20 protein-coding genes are annotated in these 21,014 nt (G+C 73.8%); 3 read left to right on the top strand and 17 right to left on the bottom strand.

The genetic code is table 11. The features are described from left to right. Positions 1-324: 324 nt before the first annotated feature. The 12 genes from tyrS to ACIQLL_RS13680 all read right to left on the bottom strand — a co-directional run bounded on the left by tyrS (position 325) and on the right by ACIQLL_RS13680 (position 12,195). Positions 325-1,584: a tyrosine--tRNA ligase gene (gene tyrS, locus ACIQLL_RS13735; protein ID WP_402468116.1), complete on the bottom strand. Its 1,260-nt coding sequence runs from the start codon at positions 1,582-1,584 to the stop codon at positions 325-327. 121 nt (positions 1,585-1,705) lie between these two features. After that, positions 1,706-2,380 (bottom strand): DNA-3-methyladenine glycosylase, encoded by a 675-nt coding sequence (locus ACIQLL_RS13730; RefSeq protein ID WP_402468113.1) that lies wholly within the window; start codon positions 2,378-2,380, stop codon positions 1,706-1,708. Then, positions 2,377-3,000, bottom strand: coding sequence for a uridine kinase family protein (locus ACIQLL_RS13725; protein WP_402468110.1), 624 nt, complete (start codon positions 2,998-3,000; stop codon positions 2,377-2,379). Before ACIQLL_RS13725 ends, ACIQLL_RS13730 begins: the two co-directional genes overlap by 4 nt. Positions 3,001-3,004: 4 nt before the next feature. Then, entirely contained in the window at positions 3,005-4,450 is a 1,446-nt protein-coding gene (gene argH / locus ACIQLL_RS13720) for an argininosuccinate lyase (RefSeq protein WP_402468108.1), read from the bottom strand. Between the two features lie 2 nt (positions 4,451-4,452). Then, positions 4,453-5,682 (bottom strand): argininosuccinate synthase, encoded by a 1,230-nt coding sequence (locus ACIQLL_RS13715; RefSeq protein WP_402468105.1) that lies wholly within the window; start codon positions 5,680-5,682, stop codon positions 4,453-4,455. A gap of 47 nt (positions 5,683-5,729) precedes the next feature. Next, a complete protein-coding gene (locus tag ACIQLL_RS13710) occupies positions 5,730-6,263 on the bottom strand; it encodes an arginine repressor (protein ID WP_402468103.1) in 534 nt (177 codons plus the stop codon). Next, complete coding sequence (argF, locus tag ACIQLL_RS13705; RefSeq protein WP_402468101.1) at positions 6,260-7,192, bottom strand: ornithine carbamoyltransferase; 933 nt, start codon at positions 7,190-7,192, stop codon at positions 6,260-6,262. The genes ACIQLL_RS13710 and argF overlap by 4 nt, the downstream gene beginning before the upstream one ends. Before the next feature lies 1 nt (position 7,193). Further along, on the bottom strand, positions 7,194-8,459 hold the full coding sequence (locus ACIQLL_RS13700; protein ID WP_402468099.1) for an acetylornithine transaminase: 1,266 nt from the start codon (positions 8,457-8,459) through the stop codon (positions 7,194-7,196). After that, a complete protein-coding gene (argB, locus tag ACIQLL_RS13695; RefSeq protein WP_402468098.1) occupies positions 8,447-9,394 on the bottom strand; it encodes an acetylglutamate kinase in 948 nt (315 codons plus the stop codon). Before argB ends, ACIQLL_RS13700 begins: the two co-directional genes overlap by 13 nt. Beyond that, complete coding sequence (gene argJ / locus ACIQLL_RS13690; protein ID WP_402468096.1) at positions 9,391-10,578, bottom strand: bifunctional glutamate N-acetyltransferase/amino-acid acetyltransferase ArgJ; 1,188 nt, start codon at positions 10,576-10,578, stop codon at positions 9,391-9,393. The genes argB and argJ overlap by 4 nt, the downstream gene beginning before the upstream one ends. Next, a complete protein-coding gene (gene argC / locus ACIQLL_RS13685; protein WP_402468094.1) occupies positions 10,575-11,648 on the bottom strand; it encodes an N-acetyl-gamma-glutamyl-phosphate reductase in 1,074 nt (357 codons plus the stop codon). The genes argJ and argC overlap by 4 nt, the downstream gene beginning before the upstream one ends. A 37-nt stretch (positions 11,649-11,685) precedes the next feature. Continuing rightward, complete coding sequence (locus ACIQLL_RS13680) at positions 11,686-12,195, bottom strand: GNAT family N-acetyltransferase (protein ID WP_402468091.1); 510 nt, start codon at positions 12,193-12,195, stop codon at positions 11,686-11,688. A gap of 34 nt (positions 12,196-12,229) precedes the next feature. On the opposite strand from ACIQLL_RS13680, the gene ACIQLL_RS13675 reads away from it, so the two are divergent. The 3 genes from ACIQLL_RS13675 to ACIQLL_RS13665 are packed head-to-tail and all read left to right on the top strand — an operon-like array spanning position 12,230 to position 14,882. Continuing rightward, on the top strand, positions 12,230-13,213 hold the full coding sequence (locus ACIQLL_RS13675; RefSeq protein ID WP_402468089.1) for a quinone oxidoreductase family protein: 984 nt from the start codon (positions 12,230-12,232) through the stop codon (positions 13,211-13,213). Positions 13,214-13,268: 55 nt separating this feature from the next. Further along, positions 13,269-14,081: a methyltransferase domain-containing protein gene (locus tag ACIQLL_RS13670; protein ID WP_402468086.1), complete on the top strand. Its 813-nt coding sequence runs from the start codon at positions 13,269-13,271 to the stop codon at positions 14,079-14,081. 9 nt (positions 14,082-14,090) lie between these two features. Further along, positions 14,091-14,882, top strand: coding sequence for an LLM class F420-dependent oxidoreductase (locus tag ACIQLL_RS13665; RefSeq protein ID WP_402468083.1), 792 nt, complete (start codon positions 14,091-14,093; stop codon positions 14,880-14,882). 44 nt (positions 14,883-14,926) lie between these two features. On the opposite strand, the gene ACIQLL_RS13660 is transcribed toward ACIQLL_RS13665, so the two are convergent. From ACIQLL_RS13660 to ACIQLL_RS13640, 5 genes are read right to left on the bottom strand one after another with little or no spacing between them, the layout of a single operon-like run. After that, entirely contained in the window at positions 14,927-15,748 is an 822-nt protein-coding gene (locus ACIQLL_RS13660) for an SDR family NAD(P)-dependent oxidoreductase (protein ID WP_402468080.1), read from the bottom strand. A gap of 7 nt (positions 15,749-15,755) precedes the next feature. Continuing rightward, positions 15,756-18,365 carry a phenylalanine--tRNA ligase subunit beta gene (gene pheT / locus ACIQLL_RS13655; protein ID WP_402468077.1) on the bottom strand — a complete coding sequence of 870 codons (2,610 nt, stop codon included), beginning with the start codon at positions 18,363-18,365 and terminating at the stop codon, positions 15,756-15,758. After that, positions 18,365-19,414: a phenylalanine--tRNA ligase subunit alpha gene (pheS, locus tag ACIQLL_RS13650; protein ID WP_402468075.1), complete on the bottom strand. Its 1,050-nt coding sequence runs from the start codon at positions 19,412-19,414 to the stop codon at positions 18,365-18,367. Before pheS ends, pheT begins: the two co-directional genes overlap by 1 nt. Positions 19,415-19,449: 35 nt before the next feature. Beyond that, positions 19,450-20,094, bottom strand: a complete 645-nt coding sequence (locus ACIQLL_RS13645) for a 2'-5' RNA ligase family protein (RefSeq protein WP_402468072.1) — start codon at positions 20,092-20,094, stop codon at positions 19,450-19,452. A gap of 49 nt (positions 20,095-20,143) precedes the next feature. Beyond that, positions 20,144-21,013 (bottom strand): TrmH family RNA methyltransferase, encoded by an 870-nt coding sequence (locus ACIQLL_RS13640; RefSeq protein ID WP_402468070.1) that lies wholly within the window; start codon positions 21,011-21,013, stop codon positions 20,144-20,146. Position 21,014 lies beyond the last annotated feature (1 nt).

Genomic DNA, 21,014 nt, shown 5'->3' with positions numbered 1-21,014 from the left:
CTCAAACAACCGACGCACACCATCAACGACCGAAACTCACCGCCTCGGCCCCTCCGGGGCAACCCTTCAACCTTACCTGCTTCCGACCTCCGTGTCTACCCGAACTCCGAGGAGTTCTGAGCGACCGGGGGCCAGCCTCACAGGAACCGGGCACACAACTGTACCTGATCCAGGAGGAAGGGGTAACTCACCCGCGAGACCGTCCACCGCCTCCGGCCGTCGGCCTGAGTTCCCGGTGTCCGTTGCTCCCTGCCGGGCGAACGACCAGAACATTACACACCCTCGGGGCTGCTGGACAAGTTCGCAGGTCAGCCCCGCTTTCCGTCATTCGGCGACAGCCACCGCGAGGGTCTTCTTCCCTCGGCGGAGCACGGCGAAACGACCGTGCAGCAGGTCCTCGCGAGCCAGCTCGGCGTCCTCGCTGCCCACCTTGACGTTGTTGACGTAGGCACCGCCGTCCGCGATGGCCCGCCGTCCTGCCGCCCGGGAGGGCACCAGACCACTGTCGACCAGGGCGTCCAGCACCGAGGTGCCCGGGCCGACGGCGGCGCGCGGCAGCTCGTCGGTCGCGCCCTCGAGCGTGCGCTCGTCCAGGGCGGAGAGGTCACCTCGCCCGAACAGCGCCTGGCTCGCCGCCACGACGGCGTCGGTCGCCTCCTGGCCGTGCACGAGGGTCGTCACGTCCTGCGCGAGCGCCTTCTGCGCGGCACGTGCGAACGGACGCTCCGCGACCTCCTCGGCCAGCGAGGCGATCTCCTCGCGGGATCGGAACGTGAACACCTTGAGGTACCGCACCACGTCGGCGTCGGCCTGGTTCAGCCAGAACTGGTAGAAGGCGTACGGGCTCATGAGGTCGGCGTCGAGCCAGATCGCACCCCCCTCGCTCTTGCCGAACTTGGTCCCGTCCGCCTTCGTGATCAGCGGGGTGGTCATCACGTGCACCGAGGCGCCCTCGGCCTTGCGGATCAGCTCGACCCCGGAGAGCAGGTTGCCCCACTGGTCGTTGCCTCCGGTCTGCAACGTCACGCCGTGGCGCCGGTACAGCTCGCGGAAGTCGATGCCCTGCAGGATCTGGTAGCTGAACTCGGTGAAGCTGATGCCCTCCTCCGAGCGCAGGCGGCGGGCGACCGTGTCCTTCGCCAGCATGGTGCCCAGCCGGTAGTGCTTGCCGACGTCGCGCAGGAAGTCGATCGCCGACAGCCCCGCCGTCCAGTCGAGGTTGTTCACGAGCCGCGCCGGGTTCTCTCCGTCGAAGTCCAGGAAGCGCCCCACCTGGGCGGCCAGCCGCTCGGTCCACTCCGCGACCACTTCCTTGGTGTTGAGCACCCGCTCGCCGGAGTCGCGCGGATCGCCGATCATCCCCGTCGCCCCGCCCACGAGGGCGATCGCCCGGTGTCCCGCCAGCTGGAGGTGGCGCAGCAGGATCAGCTGCACGAGGTGGCCGTGGTGCAGGCTCGGCGCGGTGGGGTCGAACCCGCAGTAGTACGTGACCGGCCCCTGCGAGAGCGCGTCGCGCAACGCGGCCTCGTCGGTGGACTGCGCCACCAGGCCACGCCAGTGCAGCTCGTCGAGAACGTCGGTCACCGTGTACTCCTTGGGATGGCTGGTCGCGGTCCCGGGCGGGCCGCACCCCTAGTGTGCCCGACGGCGGGAGCCGGGTGGCGCACCGTCGGCAGGTCCGCGTGCGAACGCGGTGCACGACCCGTCAGCGCAACCGACCGGCCACGGGCCGATAGGCCGACACGGACGGCTCGTCCACCAGCCAGGACCGCCACGCGAAACGCTCGGCGTCGGCCCCCTCGCCCCCGACGCCCACGCGCGGGCCCGTCGCGATCGTGCGCGGCAGCGGGTCCACGGGCAGGTCGACGAAGACGGCACCGCCGGGGTCCGTGAGGTCGGTGGTGTCGTCGTCGAGGTCCATCGCGAGCGCCACGGCCAGCCGTGCCGGCCCCCGCGCGATCTGCCGGTCCGAGTCGCACCGCCCGGCGGCCTCGCGGCGAGCCCGGGCGAGCTCGACGCCGTCGACGACCTCCCCGGCGCGCAGCAGGACCGCCCCGGCGTCGCCGACCGCACCGCACACGACGTTGACGCAGTGGTGCAGCCCGAGATGCCGGTACACGTAGAGACGGCCCGGGCGGCCGAACATCGAGCGGTTGCGCGCCGTGGGGCCGCGGAAGGCGTGCGAGGCCGGGTCGTCGTCGCTGCCGTACGCCTCCACCTCGGTGATCCGCAGGACGACGTCGCCGTCGGGGTGCCGCCGGACCAGGTGCGCACCGAGCAGGTCGCGGGCGACGAGATGCACGCTGCGCGCGTACCAGGAGGGACCTGGCACCTGCCACGGCACCGTCCCCGCCCCGCTCGGGGTCGTCGAACGACTCATCGCGCGCTCCCTCGGTCGGTCGTCGGCGTGCGCAGGCGACCGACACCGTCGAGATGGACGTCGGCCCGCGCACGCGTCTGCTCGGCAGCGTAGTGGGCGGACTCGTCGTCCATCCACTGCAGCCACTGCGCCCGCGCGCCCTCGCCGTCGCGCGCGAGACCGCGGCGCAGCCGCTCGGCGTCGTCGGCCTCGACCCAGACCCGCAGCGCCACCCAGGGGTCGACCTGCCGGGCGGCGGCGCCGCAGCCCTCGACCACGAGGAACGGGGCAGGTTCGACGGCGTGCGGCTCGGCCCAGCTCCCGGACGGCCAGTCATAGCGCAGGTAGGTCCCCGCACCGCCGCGCGCCAAGGGCTCCAGGACCCACTGGCGCAGGCGGGCCGCGCCTCCCCCGGGCCCGGCCGCCCAGCCCTCGTAGAGGTCGTCCATGTGGACCACCTGGCAGCACAGCTCGACGGCGACCTGGGTGGCCAGGGTGGTCTTGCCCGACCCGGCCGGGCCGTCGACGCACACGAGCCGGGTGCGTCGCCACGCGGGCGACGCACCCGGGTCGGGCAGGCGCGCCGGTGCGTCCTGCACCCGCCGCACGAGGGTGGCGAGGGCGTCGGGTCCGACGCTCATCCGGTCAGCCCTCGGCCCAGAACCGGAACTCGGTGGCGCGCTCCTTGGCCGCCTCGAGCTGCTCGACCACGCGGTTCGGCGCCGTGCCCCCGACACCGTCCCGGGACGCCACCGAGCCCTCGACGGAGAGCACCTCGCGCACCGACGGCGTCAGGTGCTCCGAGATCCCGGCGAGGTCGGCGTCGCTCAGGTCCCACAGCTCGATGTCGCGCTCCTCGCAGACCTTCACGCACGCACCGGCCACCTCGTGGGCCACCCGGAACGGCACGCCGGAACGCACCAGCCACTCGGCCACGTCGGTGGCCAGGGAGAACCCCTGCGGGGCGAGCTCGGCCATCCGCGCGGTGTCGAAGGTCAGCGTGCGCACCATGCCGGCGAACGCCGGCAGCAGGACCGTGAGGGTGGCGACCTGGTCGAAGACCGGCTCCTTGTCCTCCTGCAGGTCGCGGTTGTAGGCGAGCGGCAGACCCTTCAGCGTGGTCAGCAGACCTGTCAGGTCACCGATCAGCCGCCCGGACTTGCCGCGGGCCAGCTCGGCGATGTCCGGGTTCTTCTTCTGCGGCATGATGCTCGACCCGGTGGACCACGCGTCGTCGAGCCGGACGAACCCGAACTCCTTGGTGTTCCAGGTGATGATCTCCTCCGAGATCCGCGACAGGTCCACCCCGATCATCGCTGCCACGAAGGCGAACTCGGCCACGACGTCACGTGCCGCCGTGCCGTCGATCGAGTTCTCGACCGGCCCGTCGAACCCCAGGTCCACGGCGACCGCGGCCGGGTCGAGCCCGAGCGAGGACCCCGCGAGAGCACCCGACCCGTACGGCGACCGGGCGGCGCGGACGTCCCAGTCGATCAGCCGGTCGACGTCGCGCAGCAGCGGCCAGACGTGTGCCAGCAGGTGGTGCGCGAGCAGCACCGGTTGGGCGTGCTGCAGGTGGGTCCGGCCGGGCATCACGGCCTGGCCGGCGGCCTCGGCCTGCGTGATGAGCTCGTCCACGACGGTCACGACCTGGCGGGCGATCAGCCGGGCGTTCTCCCGCAGGTACATCCGCACCTGGGTGGCGATCTGGTCGTTGCGGGAGCGTCCGGCGCGCAGCTTGCCGCCGAGCTCGGCGCCGGCGCGCTCGATCAGCCCCCGCTCGAGGGCGGTGTGCACGTCCTCGTCCTGCGGTGCGGCCGCGAACGCGCCCGACGCGACGTCCTCGCCCAGGCGGTCCAGGGCCTCGTGCATCGCGGTCAGCTCGTCGTCGGTGAGCAGCTCGGCACGGTGCAGCACCTTGGCGTGCGCCTTCGAGCCACGGATGTCGTAGCGCGCCAGCGCCCAGTCGAAGTCCGTGGACCGGCTCAGCTGTGCCAGCTCGGGAGCGGGGCCGCCGGCGAACCGACCACCCCAGAGCGCGGCGGAGGGCTCGGCCGGCGTGCCGCCGTCGGACAGGTCGTCGTGCGCCATGGTCACAGGTCCCCGACGCCGAAGTCCGGGCCGTTGCCGAAGCGCGCGTCACGCGCCGCGGCCTGCTTGGCGGCCAGGCCGTAGATCTCGATGAAGCCCTTGGCGTGGGACTGGTCGAACGAGTCGCCCTCGTCGTAGGTCGCGAGGTTGAAGTCGTACAGGGCCGCCTCGGACCGACGGCCGGTGACCGTGGCGCGACCGCCGTGCAGCACCAGCCGGATCTCGCCGGAGACGTACTTCTGGGTGTCGGCCACGAAGGTGTCGAGGTTCTTCTTCAGCGGGCTGAACCACATGCCGTCGTAGACGAGCTCGGTCCAGCGCTGCTCGACGTTCTTCTTGAAGCGGGCCTGCTCGCGCTCCAGCGTGACGTTCTCGAGCTCCTGGTGGGCGGCGATCAGCGCCATGGCGCCCGGCGCCTCGTAGACCTCGCGGGACTTGATACCGACCAGGCGGTCCTCGACGATGTCGATGCGGCCCACGCCCTGGGCACCGGCACGGCGGTTCATCTCCATGATCGCCTGCAGCGGCGTGACGGCGACGCCGTCGAGGGCGACGGGCACCCCCTGGTCGAAGGTGATGACGACCTCGTCCGCCACCGGCGGGAAGGTCGGGTCGTCGGTGTAGGAGTAGACGTCCTTGGTGGGCTCGTTCCAGATGTCCTCGAGGAAGCCCGTCTCGACGGCACGTCCCCAGACGTTCTGGTCGATCGAGAACGGGTTCTTCTTCGTCGTCGCGATCGGCAGGTCGTTGCGTTCGGCGTAGTCGATCGCCTTCTCGCGGGTCAGCGCCAGGTCGCGCACCGGGGCGATGGTCTTCAGGTCCGGCGCGAGCGAGGTGGTCGCCACCTCGAAGCGGACCTGGTCGTTCCCCTTGCCGGTGCAGCCGTGGGCCACGGTCTGCGCACCGAACTGCCGGGCCGCGCGCACCATGTGCTTGACGATCACCGGGCGCGAGATGGCCGACACCAGCGGGTACCGGTCGAGGTAGAGGCCGTTCGCCTGGAGGGCGGGCATGCAGTACTCGGCGGCGAACTCGTCGCGGGCGTCCGCCACGTACGCCTCCACCGCGCCGCAGTCGAGGGCGCGCTGGCGGATCATGTCCATGTCCTCGCCGCCCTGGCCGACGTCGACGGCGACGGCGACGACCTCGGCCCCGGTGGCCTCGGCGATCCAGCCGATCGCGACGGAGGTGTCCAGGCCGCCCGAGTAGGCGAGCACGACGCGTTCAGTCATGAGGGTTCTCTTCCTTGCGTTGCTGTTGTGGTCGAGTCTGACAGGCTTCAGGCGTCGGGTGACGCCGTGAGCTCGAGGAACCGGCGGGCGAGCTCGTCGCCGCCGGCGGGGTCCCGGGCGATCACGAGGATCGTGTCGTCACCGGCGATGCAGCCCAGGACGCCGGGGAAGACGGAGTGGTCGATCGCCGAGGCGAGGTAGTTCGCCGCCCCCGGCGGGGTACGGAGCACGACCTGGTTGCCCGACGCGTCGGCCGAGACGAGCAGGTCGGCACAGAGCCGGGCCAGGCGGGCGGCGAGGTAGCCGTCGTCGTGCCCGCCCGCCCCGGCCGCCCGCACCGTGCGGTCGCCGCCCTCTCCGGGCACGGCGTACACGAGCGCGCCCGAGTCGTCGCGGACCTTCTCGGCGCGCAGCTCGATGAGGTCGCGCGAGAGGGTGCCCTGGGTGACGGACAGCCCGGAGTCGGCGAGGAGGCGGGCGAGCTCCGCCTGCGAGTGCACGGCGGTCCGCCGCAGGATCTCGACGATGCGGGCGTGACGCGCGGCCTTGGTGGCGGGGGCGTTCCCGGACGGGGCGCTCACCGGTGCTCCAGCAGGAACGTCAGGACCGCCTTCTGGGCGTGCAGGCGGTTCTCGGCCTCGTCCCAGACCACCGACCGCGGCCCGTCGATGACGTCGGCGGCGACCTCCTTGCCCCGGTAGGCGGGCAGGCAGTGCAGGAAGACGGCGTCGCCCTTCGCCCCGGCCATCACCTCGGCCGTGATCTGGTACGGCAGCAGGTCGGCCACCCGCTGCGCGGCGGTGTCCTCGTCCCCCATGGAGACCCAGGTGTCCGTGACGACGGCGTCGGCCCCGCCGACCGCGGCGTCGACGTCGGTGGTGACCTCGACCGAACCGCCGGTGGCCGCCGCGATCTCACGAGCCCTCGCCACGACGTCGTCGGCGGGCAGGTACCCCGCGGGGCCGCAGACGGCGACGTGCAGTCCCGCCGTCGTGCCGCCCAGCAGGTAGGAGGCCGCCATGTTGTTGGCGGCGTCGCCCACGTAGGCGAGGCGCTGCCCGGCCAACGCGCCCAGGCCGCCCCGGTGCTGGGCGATCGTGGCGAGGTCCGCCAGGATCTGGCACGGGTGGAACTGGTCGGTGAGCGCGTTGACCACCGGCACGCGCGAGACCGCCGCCATCTCCTCGAGGCGCTCCTGGCCGAAGGTGCGCCACACGATGGCCGCGACCTGCCGGTCCAGCACCCGGGTCACGTCCGCCACGGACTCGCGCACCCCGACCTGCGCCAGGCGGCCGTCGACGGTCAGGGGGAACCCGCCGAGCTCGGCGATACCGGTGGCGAACGACACCTGGGTCCGCAGCGTCGGCTTGTCGAACAGCACGGCGACACCCTGCGGACCCGACAGCGGGGTGCGCACGAACCGGTCCTCGCGGAACGCCACGGCGAGCTCGAGCACGTCGCGCTGCTCGTGGGGCGCCAGGTCGTCGTCGCGCAGGAAGTGGCGGGGCATCTCAGCCCTCCTTCGAAGAAGCGGTGGACCCGGGCACGGACACGCCGGCGAAGAAGCGGGCGGCGTCCAGGGCCTGGTCGGTGGTCAGGACGAGCGGCGGGGCCAGCCGGACGGCGTCCGGGGCCACGGGGTTGACGATGAAGCCCTGCGCGAGCGCCTCGGTCGCCACCTGCGCGGCGACGGGGCGGGTCAGCCGCACGGCCAGCAGCAGGCCACGGCCGCGGACGTCCGCCACCAGCGGGTTGCCGGCCACCTCGATCGCCCGGCGCAGCGTCTCGCCGACGTCGCGCACGTGGGCCAGCAGCCCGTCGCGCTCGATGACGCCGAGGGTCGCCAGGGCCGCCGCCGCGGCCACCGGGTTGCCGCCGAACGTGGTGCCGTGCTGACCTCGTCCGAGCAGGGTCGCCGCCCGCTCGCCGTAGGCGATCACGGCGCCGACGGGGAAGCCGCCACCGAGCCCCTTGGCCAGGGTGACGGCGTCCGGCACGATGCCGCCGCCAACCTCGGGCTGCTGATAGGCGAACCAGGACCCGGTGCGCCCCACGCCCGTCTGGACCTCGTCGAGGACCAGTAGCGCGCCGGCGTCGGCGGTCAGCCGCCGGGCGAGCGCGAGGTAGCCGGCCGGGAGCTCGCGCACCCCGGCCTCACCCTGGATCGGCTCGACGACGAACGCCGCGACCTCACCCCGTGCCGCCACCGACGCGGGCGAGAACGCCTCCTCCAGAGCGGCGGAGTCCCCGAACGGCAGGTGCTCGACGCCACCGGGCAGCGGTTCGAACGGCTCGCGGTAGGCCGGCTTGTGCGTCAGCGCGAGCGCGCCGACGGTCCGCCCGTGGAAGCCGCCCTCGAGCGCGAGCACCCGGGTGCGGCCGGTCCGCCGCGTCATCTTGAACGCGGCCTCGTTGGCCTCCGTCCCGGAGTTCGTGAAGAACACGCGCGACCCCTCGGGCGCCTGCGCGAGCCGGAGCAGACGCTCGGCGAGGGTGATCTGCGCCGGGGTGCCGAAGAAGTTCGACACGTGGCCCAGGGTGCCCAGCTGGGCGCTCACCGCGGCGGTGAGCGTCGGGTGCGCGTGGCCGAGGGCGTTGACGGCGATGCCCGCGAGCAGGTCGAGGTAGCGGTTGCCCTCCGCGTCCCAGACGTAGGCGCCGTCGCCCCGCACCAGGATGCGCTGCGGCGGGCCGAAGGTGTCCATCACCGACCGTTCGTACGCCTCGGTCCACCCCTGCGCGCTGAGGTCCCGGCGCGTCGCGGTCACGTCGTCCATGAGTCCTCCTGCGTCGTGTCGGGCACCACCATCGTGCCGTTGCCCCGGGTGGTGAAGACCTCGAGCAGCACCGAGTGGGGCTGGCGTCCGTCGATCACCGAGGCGCGGGGCACGCCCCCCTGCACGGCCCGCAGGCACGCCTCCATCTTCGGCACCATCCCGGCGGTGAGGCCGGGCAGCAGCGCCGCCAGGTCGGCGGCGGCGATCTCCTCGACCAGGGAGTCCCGGTCGGGCCAGCTCGTGTAGAGGCCCTCGACGTCGGTGAGCATGATGAGCTTCTTGGCCCCGAGCGCCACCGCGAGCGCCGACGCGGCCGTGTCGGCGTTGACGTTGAGCACCTGGGTGGGGTCGTCGACGTCGGGCGCCACGGTGGAGACCACCGGGATCCGTCCGGCGTCGAGCAGGTCCTGCACCGCCGACGGGTTGACCCGGACCACGTCGCCGACGAGCCCCACGTCCACCGCCTCGCCGTCGACGGTGGCCGTCCGGCGCGAGGCACCGAAGAGGCCGGCGTCCTCGCCCGACAGCCCGACGGCGCGGGGCGCGTGCGCGTTGAGCAGCCCCACGAGCTCGCGCTGGACCTGGCCGACCAGGACCATCCGCACCACGTCCATCGCCTCGGGTGTGGTGACGCGCAGGCCGCCGCGGAACTCCGAGGCGATGCCGACGCGGTCGAGCATCGTCGAGATCTGCGGTCCCCCACCGTGCACGACGACGGGGCGCAGCCCGACCTGGCGCAGGAAGACCATGTCCTGGGCGAAGGCCGCCTTGAGCCGGGCGTCGACCATGGCGTTGCCGCCGTACTTGACGACGACGAGCGCCCCGGCGAACTCCTGCAGCCAGGGCAGCGCCTCGACGAGCACCTCGGCCTTCTGGTCGGGACGCAGGTCGGTGCGGGTGTCGAACGTGAACTCGGGGTCGGGTGCGTCGCTCATGAGGAGTACGCGCTGTTCTCGTGCACGTAGTCGTGCGTGAGGTCGTTGGTCCACACGGTGGCGGCGGCGTCACCGGCGTGCAGGTCGATCTCGACGTGCACCTCACGGTCCGCGGCCAGGTCGACCAGCTCACGGGGCTCGCCGACGCCCTGGGCGCGGCAGACCTGCACACCGTTGACCGCGACGTCCAGCGCGAGCGGGTCGTACGGGGCGACCTCGGCCGGGACCGTCCCGACGGCCGACACGATGCGCCCCCAGTTGGGGTCGTTGCCGAAGATCGCCGCCTTGAACAAGTTGGACCGGGTCACGGCCCGGGCGACGGCGACGGCGGCGTCCTCGGTCGTGGCACCGCGCACGGTGACGGCGACGTCGTGGCTCGCGCCCTCGGCGTCACCCACGAGCTGGCGCGCCAGGGAGGCGCACACGTCGGTGACGGCGGCGGTGAGCTCGTCGAGGCCCACCTCGACGCCGGAGGCGCCGGAGGCCATCAGGATCACCGTGTCGTTGGTGGACATGCAGCCGTCGGAGTCGACACGGTCGAACGTGGTCCGGGTGGCGGCACGCAACGCGGCGTCGGCCGTGGCGGCGTCGACCACCGCGTCGGTGGTGACCACCGAGAGCATCGTCGCCAGGCCGGGCGCCAGCATGCCGGCGCCCTTGGCCATGCCGCCGACGCTCCAGCCGTCCTGCGCGGCGACGGCGGTCTTGGTGACCGTGTCGGTGGTCATGATCGCGTGCGCGGCGTCCGTGCCGCCGTCGTACCGCAGGGCGGCGGCGGCCGAGTCCACCCCGGCCAGGAGCGCGTCCAGGTCCAGCCGGACACCGATGAGGCCCGTCGAGCAGACCAGGACGTCGGCGGCACCGACCTCCTCGTCGGGGGTGCCCGCCGCCGACAGCACACCCGCGACGTGCTCCGCGGTGCGGTGGGTGTCGGCGAAGCCGTCGGGCCCGGTGCACGCGTTGGCGCCACCGGAGTTGAGCACGACGGCGCGGGCGGCTCCGTCGGAGACGGCCTGCCGGGTCCAGAGCACCGGCGCGGCCTGGACCCGGTTGGAGGTCAGCACGGCGGCGGCGGTGCGCGACGGGCCGTCGTTGACCAGCAGGGCGACGTCGGGGGCGCCGGTGGACTTCAGCCCGGCGGCGACGCCGGCTGCCCGGAAACCCTGGGCGGCCGTGACGCTCATGGTGCGACTCCTTCGGTGACGAGGCCTGCGGTCTCGGGCAGGCCCAGGGCGATGTTCATGGCCTGCACGGCCTGCCCGGCGGTGCCCTTGACCAGGTTGTCGATCGCGGTGACGGTGACGACGCGGCCGGCGGCGGCGTCGAGGGCGACCTGGACGAGCGCGGTGTTGCTGCCGAGCGTCGCCGCCGTCGAGGGCCACTGCCCGGCGGGCAGCAGCTCGACGAACGGCTCGGCGCCGTAGGCGTCCTCCCACACCGCGCGCACCGCGGCCTCGTCGGCGTCCCGCCGACCTGGCGCGAGCCGGGCGGTCGCGGTGGCGAGGATGCCCCGCGACATCGGCACGAGCGTCGGGGTGAAGCTGATGGTCACGTCCGCGGCGCCCGCGGTCCGCAGGTTCTGCGTGATCTCCGGGATGTGGCGGTGGGTGCCGCCGACGGCGTACGGGGACGCCGCCCCGAGACCTTCGGCGGCGAGCAGATGCGGCTTGAGCGACTTGCCGGCGCCCGAGTACCCGTTGGCCAGGACGGCTACCAGGTCCGTGGGCTCGATCAGCCCGGCGGCGACCCCGGGCTGCAGCCCGAGCGTGACGGCGGTGACGTTGCAGCCGGGCACGGCGATCCGTCGCGCCCCGGCGAGGTCGGCGCGCTGGTGCGAACCGTCGGCACGGACCAGCTCCGGCAGCCCGTAGGGCCAGGTGCCCGCGTGGGCGGATCCGTAGAACGCCTCCCAGTCGGCGGCCGAGGCCAACCGGTGGTCGGCGCCCAGGTCCAGCACGAGGACGTCGTCGGGCAGCTGGGCGGCGATCTCGCCGGACGCTCCGTGCGGCAGCCCCAGGACCACGACGTCGTGCCCGGCCAGCACCTCGGGCGTGGTGGGCTCCAGGACGCGGTCGGCCAGCGAGCGCAGGTGCGGCTGGAGCTCGCCGAGGCGGCTGCCGGCGTTGGAGTGCGCCGTGAGGGCCCCGACCTCGAGGCGCGGGTGGCGCGCAGCGAGACGGAGGAACTCACCGCCGGCGTAGCCGGAGGCTCCGGCGACGGCGACGCGCAGGCGGTCCGGAGGTGTGCTGGGCATGCTCGCACTATACATAGATATTCGCCCGTGACGGAACCTATTCCGCCGACTGGTCCCCGGCAGCCAGGTCCAGGTACATCACGTGCAGGCCCACGCGGCCGTGCGCCGGGCTGCGGAAGGCGCCCGGCACCGTACCCACGATCTCCCAACCCAGCGCACACCACAGGTGCACCGCCGCGGCATTCGTGGCCACGACGGCGTTGAACTGGATGCCGCGGTAGCCCTCGGCGCGGTGCCAGGCGATGACGTGCTCGGCCAGCGCGCGCGCCACGCCCCGCCCGCGGGCGGACGGCGAGACCATGAACGACGCCGTGCCCACGTGATCGCCGTGGCCCAGCTTGTTCGGGCCCATCCGAGCGGTGCCCAGCACCTCGCCGCCCTCCTCGGCCAGCACCGTGGCGCCCGGCGGATCGGCGAACCAGAGGGCACGGCCCTGCTCCGAGGTCAGGTCCGTCGGGTAGACGTACGTCTCCCCCTCGCGGACCACCGGCTCGACGATCGCCCACAGGGCCGGCCAGTCAGCGGCGCCGGCCGCACGGATCTCCATGCCCGGAGACTACTGCCGGCCGTAGGCTGCTGGCATGCATGCAGTCGTGGCTCGCGAGGCGGGCGGTCCCGAGGTCCTGGAGCGTGTCGAGCTGCCCGATCCCGAACCCGGGCCGGACGAGCTGCTGGTGCAGGTCGCCGCCGCCGGGGTCAACTTCATCGACACCTACCGGCGCTCGGGCGTCTACCCCATGGCGTACCCGGACGTCGTGGGCGTCGAGGGCGCCGGCGTCGTCACCGCCGTCGGCGCCGACGTGTCCCGGTTCCGGGTCGGCGACCACGTCGCGTGGCACGACTCCCCCGGCTCCTACGCCGAGCTGACCACCGTCGTCGCCGAGCGCGCCGTGCGGGTGCCCGAGGGCCTCGACCTGGCCGCGGCCGCCGCCCTGCCGCTGCAGGGGATGACGGCGCACTACCTGGTGGCCTCGACGTTCGAGGTGGGCCCCGGCCACGACGTGCTGCTCACCGCGGGCGCCGGTGGTGTCGGCCTGCTGGCCACCCAGCTCGCGGCCTCCCGCGGCGGACGCGTGATCACCACGGTGTCGTCGGCGGAGAAGGCCGCGCTCTCGCGCGACGCCGGCGCCGCGCACACGATCGACTACGCCGCGATGGACGACCTCGCCACGGAGCTTCCTGCCGTGGTCCGCGAGCTCACCGGCGGTGACGGCGTGCACGTCGCCTACGACGGCGTCGGAGCGGCCACCTTCGAGGCCTCCCTGGCGTCGTTGCGTCCGCGCGGGATGCTCGTGCTGTTCGGCGGCGCGTCCGGCCAGGTGCCGCCGTTCGACCCGCAACGGCTCAACTCCGGGGGCTCGTTGTTCCTGACCCGGCCCACCCTCGCGCACTACACGGCCACCCGCGGCGAGCTGGAGTGGCGAGCGGGTGAGGTGCTCGGGCTCGCCGCCACCGGCGATCTGGACGTCCGCGTCGGGGCGACGTACCCGCTCGCGGAGGCGGCTGCGGCGCACCGCGCGCTGGAGGGTCGGGCCACCACGGGCAAGGTGCTGCTGGTGCCGTGACCGGCCCAGCGCATGTATCTTGACATCAAGATAGTTGACGTCGAGAGGAAATGCCGTGGCCGACTGGTCCCCCACCGAGTACCTCCGCTTCACCGCGGAGCGTTCCCGACCGTTCGCCGACCTTCTCGCTCTCGTCCGGCGCGAGCCGGCCACCGTGCTCGACCTCGGCTGCGGACCCGGCCACCTCACCGAACACCTGCGCCGACGCTGGCCGCGCGCCGCCGTCGTCGGGCTCGACAGCTCTCCCGCGATGCTCGATCGAGCCCGCGCGGCCGATCCCGCCGGCCGCTACGTACTGGGTGACGTCCGGGACGTCGCGGCCGGTGACCCCGTGGAGGCGGCCCCCGCACGGCCCGACCTGATCATCAGCAACGCGACGTTCCAGTGGGTGGCCGGTCACCGGGCCCTCCTGCCCGACCTCGCCCGGCGCACCCGGCAGACGTTCGCGTTCTCCGTGCCGGGCAACCACGACGCCCCCAGCCACCGGCTCCTGCGCGAGGTGGCGGCACGCGCGCCGTACGCGGCCGTCGTCGGGCCCGTCGCACGACGGGCGGTGGGCGATCCTGCCGACTACCTGGACGATCTCGCCGCACCCGGGTGGGAGGTCGACGCCTGGGAGACGACCTACATGCACGTCCTGTCGGACACGGACGACGGACGCCACCCCGTGCTCCGCTGGATCTCCGCCACCGGCGCCCAGCCCGTGCTGCACGCCCTGGACGCGCACGACGCCGCGCACGGCACCGCCGTCCGCGCCCAGTTCGACGCCGAGTACGGCGCAGCGCTGCGCGAGGCCTACCCGACAGCGTCCTTCGGGACCCCGCTGCCCTTCCGGCGTGTCTTCGTGGTGGCCACCCGCACGTCGTAGCGTGGGGGCATGGACAACCCCCTCACGGACCGGCCGCTGCGCGTCGCCGTCCAGCTCCAGCCCCAGCACGCCGACTACGGCCAGATCCGCGACGCCGTGCTGCGCGCCGAGGACCTCGGCGTCGACGTCGTCTTCAACTGGGACCACTTCTACCCGTTGTCCGGCGATCCGGACGGCAAGCACTTCGAGTGCTGGACGATGCTCGGCGCCTGGGCCGAGCAGACCGAGCGCGTCGAGATCGGCGCCCTGGTCACCGGCAACGGCTACCGCAACCCCGACCTGCTGGCCGACATGGCCCGCACCGTCGACCACATCTCCGGCGGCCGGCTCGTCCTCGGCCTCGGCGCGGGATGGTTCGAGAAGGACTACGACCAGTTCGGCTACGAGTTCGGCACCGCCGGCTCGCGCATCGCGGAGCTGTCCGAGGCGATGCCCCGCATCCGGCGCCGGCTCGCCGTCGGCAACCCCGCGCCCACCCGCGACATCCCGATCCTCATCGGTGGCGGCGGGGAGAAGAAGACGTTGCGGATCGTCGCCGAGCACGCCGACGTCTGGCACTCCTTCGGCGACGTCGACACGCTGCGCCGCAAGTCCGCGATCCTCGACGAGCACGGCGAGGCCGTCGGGCGCGACACCGCCACCCTGGTCGAGCGGTCCGTCGGGGTCCAGGGGCCGCCGGAGGCGACCGGTCCCGGCCTGGTCGCGGCGGGAGCAACCCTCCTGACCATCGGCGTCAACGGCCCCGACTACGACCTGTCGACGGCCGCGCAGTGGGTCGCCTGGCGCGACGCCCAGGGCTGAGCAGCACCCCGACGGCGGCGGACGGACGCCCGCCGCCGTCGGTCTCAGCGGCCGGTGAGCGCCTGCCGCAGCGCGTCGTCGTCACCCGCGGGCAGGACCCGCAGGTGCCGCGGCGCCGCCGACGTCGCACGGTCCGCCGTCGCCCGCAACGAGTCCGGGGTGTCGTCCGAGACCCGCACGAACCAGCCCGAGCACGCGTCGAGCTCGCCGCGGGCGAACGCGACCGTGACGTCGACCGTCCGGTCGACCGGGGTCCACTCCGTGCGCCCGGCGTGGACGTCCATCGAGGCCGTCATGTCCGTGGAGACGACGCCGGGCGCCAGCTCGAGCGTGCGCAGCCCCTGCCCGTACCCGGTGGCGTGCAGGTGGTGCCCCAGGCGCATCAGTGCGGTCTTGGACAGGTTGTAGGCGCTGGAGTAGGTCATGTCGTGCGAGCCCGAACCGCTGTTCAGGTCGACCACGCGTCCGCCGCCGCGGGCGAGCATGCCGGGGACCGCCGCGCGCACCAGCAGGAACGGTCCCCGCACATTGGTCTCCATCACCTGCCACCACTCGTCGACGTCCGCCTCCCAGGCGGGCACCTCGGCGTCGATCCGTCCCGCGTTGTTCACCAGCAGGTCCACGGAGCCGAGCTCGTCCTCGGCCTGCCGCACCGCCGCGGCGACCGCACCGGGGTCCGTCACGTCGCACGGCAGGACGACGGCCGTGCGACCGGCGGCGCGGACCTCGTCGGCGACCTGCGCGAGACGGTCGGCGTCGCGGGCCAGCAGCGCCACGTCGATCCCGGCCGCGGCCAGGCCGAGCGCGACCGCCCGGCCGATGCCGCGGGTCGCTCCCGTGACCAGCGCGGTCCGTGCGGCGGGCACGTCCTGATCAACCACGCAGGACCGCCCCCACCCGTTCGGCGGCCGCCGCCACGACGCCGTCCCTGACCGCACGCACGTCGTCGGCGGTCAGGGTGCGGTCCTCGGCGCGCAACCTGAGCGAGTAGGCGAGGGACTTCCTGCCCGTGCCGACCTGCTCCCCGGTGTAGACGTCGAACAGCGTCACCGCGTCCAGGAGCGGTCCCGCGCCGGCCACGACGGCCGCCTCGACGTCGGCCGCAGGCACCTCGGCGTCCACGACGAACGCGAAGTCCTCCTTGGCGGCCGGGAACGCAGAGACCGGCACCGCCGCGAGCGGTTCGTCGCCCGCGGCGTCGACCAGCACCGACAGGTCGAGCTCGAACGCGGCCGTGCGCGGCGGCAGACCGAGGGCCTCGAGCACCTTCGGGTGCAGCTCGCCGGCGTGGCCGGCCGTGCGGGTGCTCCCGTCACCGTCCACGACCTCGAGCCGTGCACACCGACCGGGGTGCCACGGCAGGTGGTCCGGGTCGATGGTCACGGTGACGTCGGCACCGGCGACGTCGGCCACCAGGCGGGCGATCTCCAGCGCGTCGGCCCAGTCCACGGGACGGCCCGCGCCCCACCAGCCGGCGGGCAGCCGACGACCGGCCAGCACCCCGGCCACGCGGCGCGGCTGGTCCGGGGTGGCCGCCGCCAGGGCGTCCAGCTCGTCCTGGACCGGGCGGGCACCCACCGGCAGCGAGGGTGCCGCCGGGGCGTCGGCCGCCGGCCGGGTCACCAGACCGATCTCGAAGACGGCCACGTCCTCGATGCCGCGCGAGACGTTCCGCCGGGCGGTCTCCAGGAGCGTGACGAGGAGGTGGGTGCGCAGCAGCGGCCTGTCGTCGGCCAGCGGGTTCGCCAGCCGCAGCGCCACGCGCCGCGGGTCGTCGTCGGGCAGGGCCAGGGCGTCCAGGTCCTGCGTGCCGATGAACGGGTAGGACAGGACCTCGACGAGGCCGGCGTCCGCGAGCGCCCGGGCGACCGAGCGCCGGGTGCGCTGCTCACCGGTCAGACCGCGGCCCCCGGGTGCCGCGGGCAGCACCGAGGGGATCTGGTCGTAGCCCAGGATGCGCACAACCTCCTCGACCAGGGTGGCCGGCTCGGTCAGGTCGGGACGCCACGTCGGCGGGGTCACGGTGACCGTGCCGCCGTCGCCGTCCACGGCACAGCCGATCCGGGCCAGGACACCGACCACCTGCTCGCGGGTGTACGCGACACCGGAGGTGCGTGAGGGCAGGGCGACGTCGAACAGGATCGGTGTGGGGTCGGCCGTGGTGTCCAGGTCGCTCACGGCGGCGTCGGCCGTGCCGCCGGCGAGCTCGACGAGCAGGTCCACGACCCGCTGGGCCGCGACGGCCGGCAGGCGCGGGTCCACGCCCCGCTCGAACCGCTTGGCCGCCTCCGAGGGCAGCTTGTGGCGGCGGGCGGTGCGAGCCACGGAGACCTGGTCGAAGTGTGCGGCCTCGATCAGGACGGCGTCCGTGGTCGGCGAGACCTCGGAGGAGGCACCGCCCATGACCCCGGCCAGGCCGAGCACCCGGGAGCCGCGCTCGCCGTCGGGCGAGTCGGTGATGAGCAGGTCCTCGGTGTCCAAGGGTCGCTCGACGTCGTCCAGCGTGGTCAGGCGCTCCCCGGGCGCGGCGCGGCGCACCACGACCGGTGCGGCCACCTGGTCGAGGTCGTAGGCGTGCAGGGGTTGGCCGAGGTCCAGCATCACGTAGTTGGTGACGTCCACGGCCAGCGAGATCGACCGCATGCCCGATCCCTCGAGGCGGCGCTTCATCCACGACGGCGTCGGTGCCGCGGGGTCGATGCCGCGCACGACCCGCGTCACGAACCGGTCGCAGCCGATCCGCCCGTCGAGCGGCGCGGCGTCGTCCACCTCGACGGCGAACCCGTCCGCGGTCGGCGCGGGGGGCGGCGTGGGCAGCGCGTCGGGCAGACCGCGGTCGGTGAAGGTGGCACCGGTGGAGTGCGCGTACTCACGCGCCACCCCGCGGTAGCTGAACGCGTACCCGCGGTCCGGGGTGACGTTGATCTCGAGCACCTCGTCACCGAGGCCCAGCAGCGCGACCGCGTCCTGACCGGGCGTGAGGTCCGCGGCGTCGAAGCCGGCCTCCGTGAGCACGAGGATGCCGGCGTGGTCCTCGCCGAGCCCCAGCTCCTTGGTGGAGCAGATCATGCCGTCGGAGACGTGCCCGTACGTCTTGCGCGACGCGATGGCGAAGCCGCCGGGCAGCACCGTGCCGGGCAGGGAGACCACGACGAGGTCACCGACCGCGAAGTTGTGCGCGCCGCAGACGATGCCCCGTGCACCACCGGCGGGGACGTCCGCGTCGTCGACGCCCTTGATCTGCGTCGCGTTGTGCTCCGGGCCGACGTCGACCAGGCACCAGTTGATCGTCTTGCCGTTCTTCTGCGGCTCCGGCGCCATCGCCAGGACCCGGCCCACCACGAGCGGGCCGGTGACGGCCGCGGGGTGGATCTCCTCCTCCTCCAGCCCGACACGGACCAGGTCCGCGGCGAGCTGGGAAGTGGTGAGGTCCGCGGGCAGCTCGACGTGGTCGGCCAGCCAGTCAGCAACGATGCGGGGCATCAGATCTCCGTCCCGAACTGCGTGGAGAAGCGCACGTCGCCCTCCACCATGTCGTGCATGTCAGCGATCGAGTGGCGCAGCATGAGCGTGCGCTCGATGCCCATGCCGAACGCGAACCCGGAGTACTCGTCGGGGTCCACGCCGGCGGCGCGCAGCACGTTCGGGTGGACCATGCCGCAGCCGCCCCACTCGATCCAGCCCGCGCCGCCCTTCTTCTGCGGGAACCACAGGTCCATCTCGGCGCTCGGCTCGGTGAACGGGAAGAAGCTCGGGCGCAGGCGCGTGCGCGCCTCCGGGCCGAACATGGCCCGGGCGAACGCGTCCAGGGTGCCGACGAGGTTCGCCATCGTCAGGCCCCTGTCGACGGCGAGGCCCTCGACCTGGTGGAAGACCGGCGTGTGGGTGGCGTCGAGGGCGTCGGTCCGGAACACCTTGCCCGGGCATGCGATGTAGAGCGGGGCGCCCCGCTCGAGCAGCGAGTGGGCCTGCACCGGTGACGTGTGCGTGCGCAGGACGAGGTTCTTGCCGCCGTCGACGTAGAAGGTGTCCTGCATCTGGCGCGCCGGGTGGTCCGGCCCGAAGTTCAGGGCGTCGAAGTTGAACCACTCGGCCTCGACCTCGGGACCGTCGGCGATCTCCCAGCCGAGCCCGACGAAGAAATCGGCCACGCGCTCCTGGATCAGCTCGATCGGGTGCCGGGCACCGCGGGCGGCGCGGTTCGTCGGCAGCGTGACGTCGACGGTCTCCTCGACGAGCACGCGGGCGTCCCGCTCGGTCTCCAGCTCGACCTGCCGGGCCGCCAGCGCCTGGTTGATGCGGCCCCGGCGCGGTCCGACGTTCTTGCCGGCCGCCGCCTTGTCCGGGCCGGGCAGGGCACCGATGGCGCGGTTGGCCAGCGCCAGCGGGCTGCGGTCACCGGTGTGCCGCACCCGCACCGCCCTGAGGTCCTCGAGGTCGGACGCGTCCGCGATCTGGCTCAGCGCGGCGTCGACGGCGGCGTCGAGGGCGGCGGTGTCCAGCGGGTCGGGCAGGGGTTCGGGCGCAGACATGCGGGCCTTCCTGATCAGGTGCGTGGCGGCGGGGGTCAGTCTATGTGCCCGTCGAGCGGTACGGCGGCGACCTCGGAGTGCGCCGGACCTCCGGACCTCCCGGCGCCGAGCTCCGAGGCGACGACCCGCACGGCCCCCACGGTCCAGACCGGCCCGCGGTACACCGCCAGGGCGCGTGCCCAGTCCTCCAGTCGCGACGGGACCGGCGGGGCACCCGGGTCGCGACGTCGGGAGCGTCGTGCCCGGCCCCGCTCGGCCCGCGCCGCCGACGACGACGCACGCGCGACGGTCAGGTGTGCGCGGCCGCCCGCCCGGTCGGCACCACCGAGGCCGGTCTCCTGCGCTGCGGCATCCACGGCGGCCGCGAGGGAGCGCAGGCGCTCCACGGCGCCGCCGAGCCCCACCCACAGGGTGCGGCCTCCGAACGAGCCGCTGCCGGCCAGGGACAGGTCGAACGGCGCCAGGCCGCCCACCTCGCGCCGGAGCGACTCGACATAGCCCTCCACCGCGCCGTCGGGCACCTCGCCGTGGAAGCTCAGCGTCACGTGCCGCTGCCCGGCCGGGACCCAGCGCAGACCGGCACCGGGATCGTCGACCGCCGGGCCGCCCACGCCCGTGAGCGCGAGGTCGAGGTGGTGCAGGGCCTGCGGGGACGGGTACACCGCGGTGAACAGTCGCACCCGGCGATGCTAGCGACGACGACGGCGGTCCGGTCGGGGGACGCCGCGGTCAGCGCTGCGCGCGCCCCGAGGCGTACAGGCACACGGTGGCGGCCGTGGCGAGGTTGAGCGACTCGGCACGGCCCCGGATCGGCACCCGCACGACGGCGTCGGCGAGCGCGCGGTCGGCCTCCGGCAGCCCCCAGGCCTCGTTACCGAAGACCCACGCGGTGGAGTCCGCCAGATCGGGGGTGCCCGCGGGTCTGGTCGAGCCGGCGGGACCCGCGACGTCCAGGAGGTCGTCCAGGTCGCGGTCGCCCGCACCGTCCGCGGCGAGCACCGTGCAGCCCGCGGCACGGACGGCGTCGAGGGCCTCGGTCAGCGCGACGTCGGTCACCACGGGCAGGTGGAACAGCGAGCCCGCCGTGGAGCGCACGACCTTCGGGTTGTGCACGTCGACGCTCTCGCCGGAGAGCACCACGAGGTCGGCCCCGGCGGCGTCGGCCGCGCGGATCACGGTGCCGGCGTTCCCCGGATCGCGGACGGCGGCGAGCACCGCCACCAGCAGAGGACGACGGCGGCCCTCGGCGAGGTCCGCGAGCGTGGCGTCGAGCCGGGACGCGGCGGACCGCACGACGGCGAGCACGCCCTGGGCGTCGGGGCTCATCGCTGCCAGCACCTCGGGCGTGCCGACGTGCGTGCGCACACCGGCGTCGCGGGCGCCGACGAGGATCTCGACGTACCGCCGGGCGGCAGCCTCGGTGAGGTAGACGTCACGGACGCGGTCCGCGGCGTGGCGCACGGCCTCGCGCACGCCCTGGGGCCCCTCCACGAGGTACTGCCCGTGCCGGGAACGCGCAGGACGCCCGGACAGCGCCCTGACCTGCTTGACGCGCTCCGCTCGCGGGTTGGCGAGCGTCACGTCGGGGATGCGGGGCATC

Source organism: Isoptericola aurantiacus (genome assembly GCF_044769875.1).
Taxonomy (GTDB): domain Bacteria; phylum Actinomycetota; class Actinomycetes; order Actinomycetales; family Cellulomonadaceae; genus Isoptericola; species Isoptericola aurantiacus.
This window is presented reverse-complemented; position numbering and strand designations above follow the sequence as displayed.